Here is a 13653-nt window from a genome sequence, read left to right on the forward strand (position 1 = left end):
TCGCGGGACACCCAACCGATAGGTCCATCTCGGACCATTGATATCGAGCCTGAGAAGTTGCATGTTGGCAATTTGAGCCGATAGAAGGCAGCAACTGTGCGTTCAAGTCCCAAAATCTGAAGTATTAGCTCGTCCAACGCGAAGCCGACTACTCCAAGTGAGAGAACAGCCGGACTTGATTCGGAATGGAGCGCCCCGACCGATCAAATGTGGCAGCCATCGTCACTGCCGGTACGGCCGTTGCGCGCAATACGGGCGCATGACGAGAATCAGAGCGCTCGCCGTGACCGCCGCCTGGTCGAGGGTGTGTCGAAAAATGGACCTGCTTTCTTTTGGATACCCCGCGAGCTATCTAAACGCGAGACTGTGGCTTGCTCCTGGTTTGAGAGCTCGGCTCCGGTTGGTCCTAGGCAGGCCGATTCATCAGGCAGCCCTCGCTGCCTGAGGCTTTGGCGTGCTACCGCGCTGCCCGCTGCTGCGACCGTTCACGCTGGGCGACAGATCGCGAGCGAGGTTGTCGCGACATATTGGGTCCCACTGCTTATCATCGATCGGATAGTGCCGGGCTGCACGATTGTCCCATATCGCTATGTCTCCGACCTTCCAGCTCCAACGAACCGCATTTTCCGGCGCTGTGATATAGGACTTGAGCAGATGAAACAGCTTCTGCCCGGTATCCTTGTGCAATCCAGCAAAACGCCCTTCGAGGTTGCCAAGCGCAAGGATGCGCTGACCTGTCTCGGGATGGATCCTAACCACCGGATGGTCGACTTCAAGGTTGGCTTGAACGAACCCTTCATCTGGAGAGTTTGTGTTTGCTTCGGTAGCTCCTGATTCCATGGCTTCCGCAGATTCATCACGATAAATCGCCCATAGTGCGTCAGCGAGCTTACGCAGCGGTTGCGGAAGGTCGAGATATGCAGCTCGCATATTCGACCAGGCCGAGTCGCCGCCACCAGGCGCGATCGCCACGGGCCGCAGAACGGAGAGCCCTGGATCGACATGGTAGCTGATATTCGTCGACCAATGGTCATCTGAATCAATTTCGACTGTCGACAGCAGTCCGGGAGGCGAGCCGAGCGGCTGCGGGCCCCGCTCCGTGAATACAGTCACCAGACGTTCGTACGCGGCGTCATCGAGATGCTTCTGGTCACGTAAAAAGATAACCTTATGCTCAAGCACCAGTTGGTGGATCGCGCAGAGAACGTCCTGGGGCGAGTCGGCAGAAAGTCTGACGTTTACAATCTCGGCACCGAGCCGAGCCCCGCGCCTGATAATATTTTCCGGCGGAATAAACGCCTCAGCCATTCTCGCATTTCGCATCGTTCTATCCTCGTTCCTATGATCCAGTAGACAACACTCCACCCTCGCCGATCGCGTGAGCGATCGTCGAATTGGCGCTTCCTGGTCCAGAATTCCGAGTTTCTTTTCGAGCAATTCCGCCGGGACTCTACCGCGGCACAATGACCTCGCTCTGACGTTGAATACGTAAGACCGATCTTCGCTCAGTCAATGAAACGAACTCTTTTTTTGTTTCCGACGACATGCAATGTTTCCTTCGCGGACGTCGCCGTTACTGCAATATCTGCATTGAACGCGGCGCAAACTGTGCACTTGTGGACCTCATCGCAAAGTCTCAACTCGAAATGTTCATTTCTTCTGATCGCGGCTCAGTCTCCTACGCATGATCTCTGCCGGTAGAAGCGATCGTGAACTACTGAGAAACTGATACAGATTCATGACGAGACTACGGCAGTCTCATCAGTTTGAACCGGCGATCACGCGGTCCGATCCGAGCAAGAGATCCGCTATCGCGCTGAATCACCCAGTGAAGCCGTCGTTCCTCTCCGCATGATCGTTGTCCGACAAGACTCGTTGTCTCGACGTCGATCGCGTGGATTCACATTAAAGTCATCGACCAACTCACTCGAACGTTGCGGACGGCTCGCGCGGAGAACCGACCAGAAAAGCTTCTCGCGCCTTGTCAAGACGGCGAGTCGCAGCGGTGGCGGAACGTCTCTTACTGAGAAGAGTGATTAACAGATATGTCGTTCTAATGTGCAAGGCTAAGCCGCTTGAACCCCGCTGAGGAAGCAGTCCAGCTGATGCTTTAGCCGGGAGCTTTCCCCCGACAACAGCTCAGCAGATTTGAGCACCTGCACCGACGCACCTCCAGTTTCTTTTGCGCGGTCTGTGACTGCGCCCACGCTCGAAGCCACCTGTAGGGTTTTGGTAGCCGCTTCCTGTAAGTTGAGCGTGATACTCCGGCCCGTCGCTTTCTGTTCTTCAATAGAACCGACGGCAGCCATGGCGATCTCCGAGATGCGCGTGATGATGGTGCCAATCTCGGCAATCTGCGTGACAGCATCGTTCGTCGCCGCCTGAATGCCACCAATCTGCCCGCTAATCTCGACGATTGCCTGCGCTGTTTCAGCCGCCAGAGACTTCACTTCTTGGGCGACAATGGCAAAGCCTCTACCCAGGTCGCCGGCGCGAGCCGCCTCGATCGTCGCATTCAGCGCGAGTAAATTGGTCTGCCGCGCGATCGCGGCAATCAATTGGACCACGCTACCGATCCGCTCCGCCGCGGCTGCAAGACAAGCCATATGCTGATCGCTGAGTTCGGCCTTGCGGACAGCTTGGCGTGCCATGCTGGAGACTTCCTCGACCTGTCGACCGACGTCGGCGATGGTCGCCGCCATTTCGCCCGTCGCGACTACGACGTGTTGAACGTTCGCGGACGCCTCTTCCGAAGAGGCCGCCACCTCGACCGAGCGTTGCTGACTTTGATCCGCCGAACAGGTGAGGCTTCGTGCGGACGCTTCAAGCTGCGTCGAAGCGGATGAGACTGTGTCAATCACCTGCCCTATGGCCTCCTCAAATTCACCTGCGAGCCGAGCGATGTCGGCCCTGCGCTGATTGGCAACCGCTCGATCCTGTTCGGCTCTCGCATCGAGATCAGCTTGCGCCTTCTCGCTCGCTCGCAGCTTGAACATCTCGATCGCTTCAGCCATGTCACCAAGCTCATCTTTGCGGCCGAGGCCCGGCAGCACGACATCAAACCGGCCCTCGCCAAGCTGACGCATGGCCGAAGTCATTGAGGCCACCGTCCTTGCAAGCCGCCGACCAAACAGCAAAGCGAGCAGCCCCACGAACGCGGTTCCCAGCCCAATTATCCAGACGGACTTCCGCTGAATCTGGTCAGCACGGATACCCGTCAGATGCGAATGGACGCCCGCGGCAGCTACAATTCTCATGAGCGTCGGATGAATGCGCTCGTAGATTTGTTCCAGGTCATCCACCTGGTCGCGCAGCGTCTGCCTTGTCACCATGAACGACAGAAAGTCCGCCTTGTAAGTGCGGATCAGTGGCAGGATTGAGGATTTTACCTCGGGAGGAAGGTTGGCTTGCGCAAGAACGGTTTCAAATTCCGCCTCGCACTCCACGAGTTGGTCGCCATCCTTGTCTTCGCTGCGCAACATGAATTCATTCTCGTGGCGGCGCATTTTCAGCATCAATATCGCGAGCTGGGGCTGGTTCAGCTAGCTCACCCGATGCTCAACGTCACGGACCGCTTTTCGCAGCTTGCCTTGAAATCTCTCGTTCTCATTAAAGCCGAGGTTTCGTTGCGCCGATACCACGTTCTGGAAGCGCGTTGCATACAGATTAATGACGGACCGCAGAGAGGTCGCCTCTTTCATGGGGTTATCGTCGGGAAAGTCAGTCACGAATGCCTCGACACGGCTTAGAGCCGCGAGCTGGCGCTCATGATTGTCCGCATGCTTCTTGATCGATTCTTCACTGGGCTTGCGCTCGAATTCGGTCGCAAGTTGGCCAGACTCCAAAAAAGTTTGTGACAACAATACGACTTGGTCCTTGAATTCGTTGCTGGCATTCGACTCACGTTGCGCTACGCTCCCGTAGAGCAGGGCGACAGCGCTGATGGCGCCCGTGGCAATGCCCCCTGAAATCCCCAGCAGAACCTGTTGCTCGCGTAGCCCAATGCGGAATCCACGAGGCAGTAATGATATCCAGCGAATCGCGATCGCAACTTTGCTCATTTTGTCCCCTCAAATGACTGTCCCGATGCGCCCGATGCTGGCCAGCACTGTCGCGACGCGCAGCTATGCTGCTAAATTGCTGAGCCGTAGGTTTGCCTGCCGCTCGTTGACAGGGCGATGACTAATTTAGATTGATTGCGAAACTCTGAAGCCGACGCCCTGCGCGCAAAACCACTGCGATTTGTTCGACGGCCTCAATGAGCAGCACATAAGTTCGAACATTCTCGCGAGAAAAACTTTAAGGTAGCAGTTTCTGCGAGCTTGTCGCCATTTGCGCATAAAAGCTGCAAGATATCTCGCGGAACGCCGCCAATCCTCCCGAAGAAATGAGTATGCGATGTGGGCTTGCACGATTTGACGATGTTTCGTGCAAGATTGGAGTTGCCAGCGAGTTAATCTACTTGCTGCGCGCCTATTCAGTGCCCTTCGGGGCGCTTCCTCCCTGACTTGGCCGCGCGGTATCTCGCGCGGCCATTTTTCGCTAGAGACCCGATCGCTCGTATTCGGCCGTCCCCTAGGAGCAACGCGATGACCCCGACCGCCGCCGCAGGAGCCCTGCAAGGCTCGTCCACCCTGCGGGACCGTCTTAAGGACCCGTCGCTTCTGCGCGAGGCCTGCTACATTGATGGCTGCTGGATCGGCTCACCCAGCTTTTCGGTGAACAATCCGGCGACCGGCATGGAGCTCGCCAAGGTGCCGCAGCTCTCAGCCGACGATGCGACGCGTGCCGTCGAAGCCGCCGAGCGCGCTTTCCCTGCCTGGGCGAAGCTCACGGCCAAGCAGCGCTCCAACATCTTGCGCAAATGGTACGAGCTGATCATCGCCAATCGCGAGGACCTCGCGCTGATCCTCACCTCCGAGCAGGGCAAGCCGCTCACCGAGGCGCTCGGCGAGGTCGATATCGGCGGCGCCTATGTCGAGTTCTTCGCCGAGGAAGCCCGCCGGGTCTATGGCGAGACCATCCCGACGCAGCGCGCCGATGCGCGGCTGCTGGCGATCAAGCAGCCGATCGGCGTCTGCGGCGCGATCACGCCGTGGAATTTTCCGAATTCAATGATCACCCGCAAGGTCTCGCCGGCGCTCGCCGCAGGCTGCACCGTCGTGCTGAAGCCAGCCAGCGAGACGCCGCTGTCGGCACTGGCGCTTGTCGCCCTCGCTGAGAAGGCCGGCGTGCCCAAGGGTGCCTTCAACGTCATTACCGGGGATTCGCGGCCGATCGGCAAGGTTCTGTGCGAACATCCGGCCGTGCGCTTCGTCGGCTTCACTGGCTCGACCGAGGTCGGCAAGATTCTCTACCGGCAGGCTTCTGTCGGCGTGAAGAAGCTCGGCCTCGAGCTCGGCGGCAACGCGCCCTTCGTGGTGTTCGACGACGCCGACATCGATGCCGCGGTCGAAGGCGCAATCGTCTCGAAGTACCGCAACATGGGCCAGACCTGCGTCTGCGCCAATCGCCTCTACGCCCAGGCGGGCATTTACGACCAGTTCGTGCAGAAGCTGTCGAAGAAGGTCGCGGCAATGAAGATCGGCGACGGCACGGAAACCGGCGTCGTGCAGGGGCCGCTGATCAACATGGAGGCGGTCGACAAGATCGAGCGGCACATCACGGACGCCGTGAAGCGCGGCGCCAAGGTCGTGACCGGCGGCAAGCGCCATGCGCTGGGACGCTCATTTTTCGAGCCGACCGTGCTCGCCGACGTTACGTCGGACTCGCTGGTCGCACAGGAGGAGACCTTCGGTCCGCTCGCGCCGGTGATCCGCTTCAAGGACGAGGCCGACGTGATCGCGATGTGCAACGCCTCGCCTTTCGGGCTTGCCTCCTACTTTTACTCCCGGGATCTCGGCCGTGTCTGGCGCGTGGCGGAAGCGCTGGAGTCGGGCATGGTCGGCGTCAACACCGGCCTGATCACCACGGAAGTCGCCCCCTTCGGCGGCGTCAAGGAAAGCGGCTTGGGACGCGAAGGCTCCCGGCACGGCATGGAAGAATATGTCGAGATCAAATACGTGATGATGGCGGGGCTTTGATCCCAGTGGCCTGTGGGCCGAGCGGCGAGCCTCGCAATCACCATTTTTGTTTTGGGCTTTCGCCCCATTCTGGCGTCCCCGCGCCTGCTGCCTCCAATCGATTCAATAATCCGGAAGCCTGAGCCACTTCCCCCTGGTGGGCGAGTCCGCTTTGTCGGTCATGTGACTTATGATCTGGGCATGGCTTCTCACGGAGCTGTTCCTCCCACCCCGCTCACACAGGATCGTTTCTAACCCACTAAATCATAGGGAATGGATTGGATGTCACGTCGGCAGCGGCAATATGACATTGTCGATCAGCCGAGTTGAGCCGACGTAGGCAGCCACGCAAAGCGCCGCAGTCGTTCTCAAGGGATTTTCAGCCGGTTTCAGCTTAACGTAATCGACCAGATCGACGTACTCGAGCTGGTCGACGGCTGCCAAATGCTGCTTTGCTGTCGCTAGCAGCCGGCCTACGTCTCGTTCTCCTGAGTGAAACTGTTCCGCTGCAGCGATTAGGCCGTGGCTGATGGCGAGAGCCCGCTGACGCTCTTCCCGTTTCAGGTAACGATTGCGGCTACTGAGTGCCAACCCGTCGGCTTCCCGCACGGTTGGTAGCGTGATGATCTCTATCGGCAAATTGAGATCTACCGTCATGCGACGTACGACCGCGCATTGCTGGAAGTCCTTTTGCCCGAAGAACGCGACGTCTGGCTGTACCATGTTGAACAGCTTGCAGACGACAGTGGCAACACCACGGAAATGCCCGGGTTTGAAAGCTCCGCAAAGCGGCTTTGCGAGCTCGCCGGGCTCAACGAAGGTCTCAAATCGAGCCGGATAGATCTCCTTTATATCCGGAGCAAAGAGGATTGCGACCCCGGCATCTTGGCATAATTTTTCATCGCGCTGGAAATCGCGCGGATAGGTGCCAAGATCCTCGTTTGGACCGAATTGAGTGGGGTTGACGAAAATGCTGACGACACTGACATCACATTGCGCCCTGCTCGCTTCGATCAGGGCGCGGTGCCCCTCGTGCAGATAGCCCATTGTCGGAACGAAGCCGGCTCGGGGCTTACGAAATTGAAGGAGCGCCTGCCGAAGCTCCGCGACTGTCCTGATGGTTTGCATCTGATGCTCTTACGTCCGATTGGAGGGCGTCCATTGCGCGATTGTGTCTCCAAGGTCCTCAGGGAGCCGATAAGATTCGTCCGGGCCTGGAAACGAACCATCTCGAACGTCGGCGGCCCAGCGCGACAAGGCGTCCTGCAACAGTCCAAAGCCATCTGCATAGGCGCGAACGAATTTGGGACGGTGACCTGCGGTGAGGCCTAGCACGTCGTGGAACACAAGCACCTGACCTGAACAGGAGGGGCCCGCGCCGATTCCGATCGTTGGGATCATTAGGGTTTCGGTCGCACGCGCCGCAAGTTCGGCTGGAATGCCCTCGAGGACGAGGGCGAAACAACCGGCCTCCTGCAAACTGTGGGCGTCCTCCAGCAACCGCACCGCATCATCGGCTTTTCTTCCCTGCATCTTGAATCCGCCCATAACATTGACGCTTTGCGGGGTGAGGCCGAGATGGCCCATCACGGGAATTTCGCAATCGACCAACGCACGGACCATTTCAAAGCGCTTGGCACCACCTTCGAACTTCACAGCGTCTGCGCCTCGCTGCAGGAAGCCCCCAGCGTTCCGGATCGTCTCCTCCGGGCTGAGGTGAAAGCTGAGAAATGGCATATCAGCCACGAGCAAGGCATGAGGCCTCACGCGAGCAACTGCTTCCAGATGGTGGTTCATCATTGCCATGCTGACCGGGAGCGTGTTGTCGAACCCGAGACAGACATTGCCAACGCTATCCCCCACCGATGCGCGCCGACACGGCATCATAAGCGGTGGTCATCGCGACACGACGACCTTCCTGCTTCCAGCGCGCGATTTTGGGTATCGGCGTCATGGCACGCTCAGCTTGTTGGCTGGAATCGATCTGCGGACCGGGAAGGTCCACGCTCTCGTCAAAGACCGCCACCGCAGCCGAGAGTTCATCGAATTCCTCAAGCTTCCCGATGCCACCTATCCGCCCCGCACCGCGATCAAGTTGATCCTCGACAATCATTCCACCCAGATCTCGAGAGAGACCAGAGCCTGGCTCGATACACGACCGGCCGGCCGCTTCGAATTTACCTTCACGCCCAAGCACGGCTCCTGGCTCAACCTCATCGAGGGCTTCTTCTCCAAAATTCGCCCTCTCCGTCCTGCGCCACATCCGGGTGACTTCAAAGAACGAGCTCAAGGAGCGCATCATGGCCGGCACCGACGATGTCAATCGCCACCCGGTCATCCATACCTGGTCCTACAAACTCGTCGAGGCCGCCTGATATGATTCAAACCAAGAAAACGCAGACCTGGTGTCCGCTGTGCTCGTCGGGCTGCTTGCCCATGCTTGTCTCAGTCTAACGCTGCGCAATGTCGGCAGCCGCGTCATGCCCGAAGAGATCAATAAGGAGTCTTCGCTCTAATGCCGCAGCATATTGCAGGCGCTTGAGCAGTGAGGTCTGCCCCGCAGCATCCATTCGCACATCGGCACCATGGACTGGCTAGTTTCTGCCGCGAAACATATTTCGGCCTTTAAAATAAGGGTTGTCGCGCGACTTTCGAGTACAGTTTTTCTTGCGAGGTACATGTGCATGGTATCACATACCTCATATGAAGCATGTTGATTCGGAATCGCCTTCGGATGTTGCGCGCTGGCAGCAAAGCGAATCGACCAATCTTTGGCCAGCGCTTGTGGGTTCGCTGAGCCTGCGCCGCAGTCTGTGGATCCGCAAGAATTGCCCAGCGTGCCGATCTGGCGAACAGCATCAAAGTTATGTGCTCTAAGGTCGCGCGAACCGGCGTTGCGTTGCCGTCTACCTGCCGGAAGAGCTTGTGCCGGAGGTCCAGCGCAGCCTGGACAACGGGCGCGCTCTGCGGGATCTGCTGCACCAGGCCGCACCGCGATACATCAAACCGCTGAAGCGAGAACGCGCCGAAGCATCCAAAAGCAAGAAGAGCCGAGCAATGTGAGAGCGACGGCGCGACAGATCAGCTTTGCCGATTGGGAGCTGATGCGGCAACGCGATCAGGGCATACGCCTAGAACCGCTGCTGGATGCGATATCCGGCTTTCTCGACGACCCGCGGGATGTCGTCGAGGGCGTCCGACGGGACTTGGTGCGTGGCCTGAAGCAACCCTATAGCGATCGTCACGGATTAACGGTGACGCAGATTCTGCGCTCGCTGGTTCTGATGCGGCTCAAGAATTGGGGCTATCGCGAGTTGCGTTAACGCATCGCAGATGGATTGACGCTTCGTCAGTTCACCGACTTCTACCGCGCGCCGGTGCCGAAGCATAACGCCTTTCAGCGTGGCTTCATCCGTCTGACCCCGCAAACGCTGAGAGCGGTTCACGATTTGGTGGTTCGGGCAGCGGTCGAGTTCGGATTGGAGGACGGCGCGAAGCTGCGGGTCGACACCACGGTCGTGCAGACCGACTTCATCATCCGACCGACAACACGTTGCTATGGGATGTGGTCCGCGTCGTCACACGCCTGGTCCGCCGTCTGGCCAAAGCGCTGGAATTGCGAAGGGCTTTTGCGACCGCACGCGGGCGGCTCGGCGCCGGATGTATGAGATCCAGCGCATGACGACGAGGCAACGTCACGAGCAGCAGGCCCGCACATACCGGGTGCTCATCGACATCGCTAGGAAACGCACACGCGGGGCTCGAGAAAACCCGCACGATCCGCGGCAAGGACGTGTTCACCGACATAGCCATCGAGGAACTGCGCGGGCTATCGAGCACTTCTGCCGCCTGGGAGATTGTGTCATCGATCAGTCACGTCGTCGTGTGCTCCTTGGTGAGCAGCTCGCTACCGACGAGAAGATCTATTCCATTTTCGAGCCTCATACCGACCTGATCAAGCGCGGCAAGGTGCGCACGCCGGTCGAGTTTAGCGACAAGGTCTTCCTCGCCGAAAGCGCAGCGGGCCTGATCACGCAATACGAGGTGCTGAGGGGCAAACCACCGACGAGGTCCACGTGGCAATTTCCCTCCAACGCCACAGGCAGTCCTTTGGCCGGGCCCCGCAACTGTACGGCTCAGATCATGGCTTCTTCAGGGAGCAGAACCTCGCCTCGTGCAAGCACGCTGGCGTCAAAGTGGCGTGCATTCCTCAGCGTGGCGGCGAGAGGACGGCACGATGGGTGGCATATGAGAAGAATACGGCCTTCAAGGATGGTCAGCGCTTTCGCGCCGGCATCGAGGGCGCATCTCGGTGCTGTTCCCAGGCCACGGCATGAAGCGTTGTCTTGCCAAAGGACGCGACCGCTTCGAATTGTGGGTCGGCGCCGCCGTGCTCGCCAACAATCTCATGAGGATCGCGGAAATGCTGGTGACGCGATCGCCGCGCAGACGAAGAGCCGCTTTACCGACACGCAGGCTCGCTTCCCGGCACGATCAGAACCGCCGCGGCTCAACCTGTCTCAAGCTGAACGCTTGCCAAGCAATACCGAGCCCAAGCTCGAAACTCGACCCCTCCGGGGCTTGCTGATACCGGTCTCTGCTGGCATTTTGTGCCCAATTCATCGAGATAACTTGGATCACCACCGTTCAATTCGGGCGTTTCGCGACAGAACTAGACTGGGTGGCACAAAGTTCGTTCGCGCTGAAAAACCTACCAGTTCTTGGAGGAGATGAAGGGGCTCAGGGCAGTTAGAAGCTCCACGAGTGAGCATCGTCGTTCGGTCAAGCGCGAGGGTTTGCATCTGACAAAGCCGCAGCACATTTTTTTGGATCGTGCCCTAAGACTTTAGCTGGAGGCGTGTTATGAATCGGAATGCTAACGACGACGACCAGTTGGGAACGCTTGTGACGAAGGACAGCTTGTCACCGGCATGCCCGATCAGAGGCTGTACCGACACAAGCTGGTACGCCGATGCCCACGACATCGAGTACCATACGTCCGACCGCACCTACTCTTTCCACAAATGCCACAGGTGCGATGTCCTGTTCATCGTCCCAATGCTGTGGGATCGTCTCGGAGAGATCTATCCGAAGAATTATTACTCCTACGCGTCTAAAAAAACGGGTATCATACCGCGTCAGCGATCGCTCGACTGGCTTATAGTGAAACTGCTGGCCTCCATCCCAGGCGATCGGCTTAGCGTCCTAGACGTCGGTGGCGGCAGCGGTTGGATACTCGACCAGGTCAAGTCCTGTTCACCGCGGGTAAGCTTCACGCAATGTGTCGATCTGGACGAGGGCGCACAAGCTCAGGCGGTCGCACGCGGACACGCCTATTATCTCGGCAGTATCGAGCAGTTCGAGACCGATCGACGCTTTGACCTCGTCCTAGCGCTCGGTTTGATCGAGCATGTACGCGACCCCGCGCTCGTGTTACGTCGTATCGAAGACCTCCTCACGGCTCACGGCCGCGTGCTGATCACGACGCCAAACTTCGACGCGCTCGATGCGCGGCTGTTCCGGCATCGTTCGTGGGGCGGCTATCACACGCCACGTCATTTCGTACTGTTCAACCGCCAGAGCTTTACGGAGTTGGCTGAACAGAGTGGTCTTGGCGTCGTCTCGTTCTCATACAAGCAAGCTCCATGGTACTGGAGCTTGGCGGTGCTCGACGCCATGCGCCGATTGGGCCTCATCGAAATCTCGGCGCAACGTCCGGTGTACCATCATCCGCTGTATCCGCTATTGCGGGCGAGCTTCGCCGCCTTCGAGTTTGCGCGCGCACCCTTCGCCCAGCTCTCGTACATGGTGTTTACGCTCGGGCGGCGTTGAGCCGCTGGAGCGTAATGGCGACCGTAGCCCGGCGAAATTGATCCCGCGCAACGGAAGTTAAAGCGGCTCCAGCGACGCCACAAGCTGGATAGTAAAGGTCGAAATCTGCGCGTGACACGTCGGGCTCACTCACGTCGAGCCGAGTTATTTCGAGACAACTCGTTCGATGTCGCGGGAGCGCTCCGTAGAAGATATTGGCAGTACCTCGCTGGACATCACGACGTAAATCTCCAGCGCGTTGTTCTGGCGATTGGCATCGCCAAACCACCGCGGACTGCGTCGCCTGGCGCGTCATTGGAGGCATAGTTGACTGTCCTCATAGGTATCGTTCTCTTCCAGGAAGTTGATGGACTGATCACGCCATGGATTTCGAGATCCTCGACGCTGCCGGCGCAACTTTCCATCATGCCAACTTCGGCCACTTGCATGAAGATGCAGCGTCACTGAAGCAATGCAGCAGCGCTGCAGCTCGTGCAGCGTCGTCGCAGACGTCCTCTCGGTGTAAATTCATTCTTAGGAGGAGACCACCAATGAAAAGGCATGATTGACCTACTTGTTTCTATCCGGCTTGATTAGTGTCGATAACGAGATTACGATCCCGATTTCGGAGAGGAACCATCGTCTTGCTGCGAAGGCGGAGCGGTTAGGTCGTGCTCAAGCGCAGGACCCGTGACGCGGCTGGGCCGCCGCTCTCGGCCAGCCTGCGCTTTCGGTGCCAGCCAGTTTTGGCCTTCGCCCGCAGCACAGACGGCGCCTCATCCCAGTCACGTGAACTCACCGGTGGCACCCCCAATCGCCTTCTCCGATCGGACTAAATAGGATGATTTGCGAGCTCATCACTTGAGGAGCAACGGATGTGCGTTGTGCGTCCTGATGACGCCCGACTGAATAACTCTGCTGGGCGGCGGCCGCTTGCGTTCACCTTGCCTCCATTTCGAAAGAAGAGATTATGCCGGCTCGGCTGCGCATGAACGAGGCCAGGCCGACGGGATATGGCCTTTGTCGCCTGATCTGATCGCGCGGATTCGGCGCGAGCACTTCATTAAGGGCAAGACGATCAAGGAGACCGCCCGTGACCTGAAGGTGTCGCGGAACACGGTCCGGAAGGTTCTGAGGTCGGGAGAGACCTCCTTCGAGTATGAGCGGCAAGTGCAGCCGCGGCCAAAGCTCGGACGATGGGCAGTCGAACTTGACGGGCTGCTTGCGGCGAACGTGGGCAAATCCGCTCGTGAGCAGCTGACGTTGATCCGGATCTTCGAAGAGCTGCGCGGCCGCGGCTATGACGATGGTTACGATGTCGTGCGACGTTACGCCAGGCGGTGGGGCAAAGAACGCGGGCAATCAACCGCGGCTGCTTACGTCCCGCTGAGCTTTGCGCCGGGCGAAGCGTACCAGTTTGACTGGAGCCACGAGGTGGTCCTGCTGAGCGGCCCCACGGTAATGGTGAAGGTCGCCCAGGTCCGCCTCTGTCACAGGCGCATGCTGTTCCTAGTACTTCGTCACAGTGATTATGACTCTTTGGAAGTGGCGGGATAGGCGCCTGCCATTTTGGCGCGAGCCTTGTCTGTCGTGAACATCCATTTGATGCGAGAGCGGGCGGTATTTCGTTGTCGTTCCCAAGCGGTGATTTCGCGGCGCAGTCGCTTGGGATCGTCGATCCTGCGATCCAGGCACTGGCCTCGCAGGACGCCGATTTCGATCTCGACCATGTTGAGCCAACTTGCGTGCTTTGGCGTGTAGTGGAACTCAAGCCGTCGCA

The 13653-nt window shown here is 58.7% G+C and carries 10 protein-coding genes and 2 pseudogenes; 6 read left to right on the forward strand and 6 right to left on the reverse strand.

Annotated elements, in window-relative coordinates; all coding sequences use genetic code 11:
• Positions 1-423 precede the first annotated feature (423 nt).
• The 3 genes from A3M7_RS0134950 to A3M7_RS47640 form a co-directional block, all read right to left on the reverse strand.
• Entirely contained in the window at positions 424-1308 is an 885-nt protein-coding gene (locus tag A3M7_RS0134950) for a TauD/TfdA family dioxygenase (RefSeq protein ID WP_049823883.1), read from the reverse strand.
• 758 nt (positions 1309-2066) lie between these two features.
• Positions 2067-3515, reverse strand: a complete 1449-nt coding sequence (locus A3M7_RS0134955; RefSeq protein WP_084302790.1) for a methyl-accepting chemotaxis protein — start codon at positions 3513-3515, stop codon at positions 2067-2069.
• A 27-nt stretch (positions 3516-3542) separates the two neighbouring features.
• Complete coding sequence (locus A3M7_RS47640) at positions 3543-4061, reverse strand: hypothetical protein (RefSeq protein ID WP_049823885.1); 519 nt, start codon at positions 4059-4061, stop codon at positions 3543-3545.
• 528 nt (positions 4062-4589) lie between these two features.
• On the opposite strand from A3M7_RS47640, the gene A3M7_RS0134960 reads away from it, so the two are divergent.
• Complete coding sequence (locus tag A3M7_RS0134960; protein ID WP_027548077.1) at positions 4590-6083, forward strand: NAD-dependent succinate-semialdehyde dehydrogenase; 1494 nt, start codon at positions 4590-4592, stop codon at positions 6081-6083.
• A gap of 264 nt (positions 6084-6347) precedes the next feature.
• Here A3M7_RS0134960 and panC read toward each other — a convergent pair whose 3' ends face one another.
• The gene (panC, locus tag A3M7_RS0134965; RefSeq protein ID WP_027548078.1) at positions 6348-7190 is read right to left on the reverse strand and encodes a pantoate--beta-alanine ligase; all 843 of its coding nucleotides are present in this window, start codon (positions 7188-7190) and stop codon (positions 6348-6350) included.
• Positions 7191-7199: 9 nt separating this feature from the next.
• Positions 7200-8016: pseudogene (gene panB, locus A3M7_RS0134970) on the reverse strand (3-methyl-2-oxobutanoate hydroxymethyltransferase).
• 15 nt (positions 8017-8031) lie between these two features.
• Between panB and A3M7_RS51405 the strand changes: the two are divergent.
• From A3M7_RS51405 to A3M7_RS45450, 5 genes and pseudogenes are all read left to right on the forward strand, one after another.
• Entirely contained in the window at positions 8032-8442 is a 411-nt protein-coding gene (locus tag A3M7_RS51405) for a transposase (protein ID WP_371090236.1), read from the forward strand.
• A 679-nt stretch (positions 8443-9121) separates the two neighbouring features.
• Positions 9122-9385 (forward strand): hypothetical protein, encoded by a 264-nt coding sequence (locus A3M7_RS0134985; protein WP_027548079.1) that lies wholly within the window; start codon positions 9122-9124, stop codon positions 9383-9385.
• A 15-nt stretch (positions 9386-9400) separates the two neighbouring features.
• A complete protein-coding gene (locus tag A3M7_RS0134990; protein ID WP_027548080.1) occupies positions 9401-9730 on the forward strand; it encodes a hypothetical protein in 330 nt (109 codons plus the stop codon).
• Between the two features lie 1195 nt (positions 9731-10925).
• Positions 10926-11894 (forward strand): bifunctional 2-polyprenyl-6-hydroxyphenol methylase/3-demethylubiquinol 3-O-methyltransferase UbiG, encoded by a 969-nt coding sequence (locus tag A3M7_RS0135000; protein WP_084302791.1) that lies wholly within the window; start codon positions 10926-10928, stop codon positions 11892-11894.
• A 999-nt stretch (positions 11895-12893) separates the two neighbouring features.
• Positions 12894-13385, forward strand: a pseudogene (locus A3M7_RS45450) (IS21 family transposase); the annotation flags it as partial.
• A 17-nt stretch (positions 13386-13402) separates the two neighbouring features.
• Here the strand turns inward: A3M7_RS45450 and A3M7_RS47650 are convergent.
• The coding region (locus A3M7_RS47650) for a transposase (protein WP_198033873.1) at positions 13403-13653 on the reverse strand (251 nt) is incomplete at its 5' end.

The organism is Bradyrhizobium sp. WSM2254, from assembly GCF_000472645.1.
GTDB lineage: Bacteria > Pseudomonadota > Alphaproteobacteria > Rhizobiales > Xanthobacteraceae > Bradyrhizobium > Bradyrhizobium niftali.

Bases quoted from the DNA above. Each gene is read 5' to 3' on its own strand.
- A3M7_RS0134955 (WP_084302790.1), bottom strand. From the start codon at position 3,515: ATGCTGAAAATGCGCCGCCACGAGAATGAATTCATGTTGCGCAGCGAA.
- A3M7_RS0134950 (WP_049823883.1), bottom strand. From the start codon at position 1,308: ATGGCTGAGGCGTTTATTCCGCCGGAAAATATTATCAGGCGCGGGGCT.
- A3M7_RS47640 (WP_049823885.1), bottom strand. From the start codon at position 4,061: ATGAGCAAAGTTGCGATCGCGATTCGCTGGATATCATTACTGCCTCGT.
- A3M7_RS0135000 (WP_084302791.1), top strand. From the start codon at position 10,926: ATGAATCGGAATGCTAACGACGACGACCAGTTGGGAACGCTTGTGACG.
- panC (WP_027548078.1), bottom strand. From the start codon at position 7,190: ATGCAAACCATCAGGACAGTCGCGGAGCTTCGGCAGGCGCTCCTTCAA.
- A3M7_RS0134960 (WP_027548077.1), top strand. From the start codon at position 4,590: ATGACCCCGACCGCCGCCGCAGGAGCCCTGCAAGGCTCGTCCACCCTG.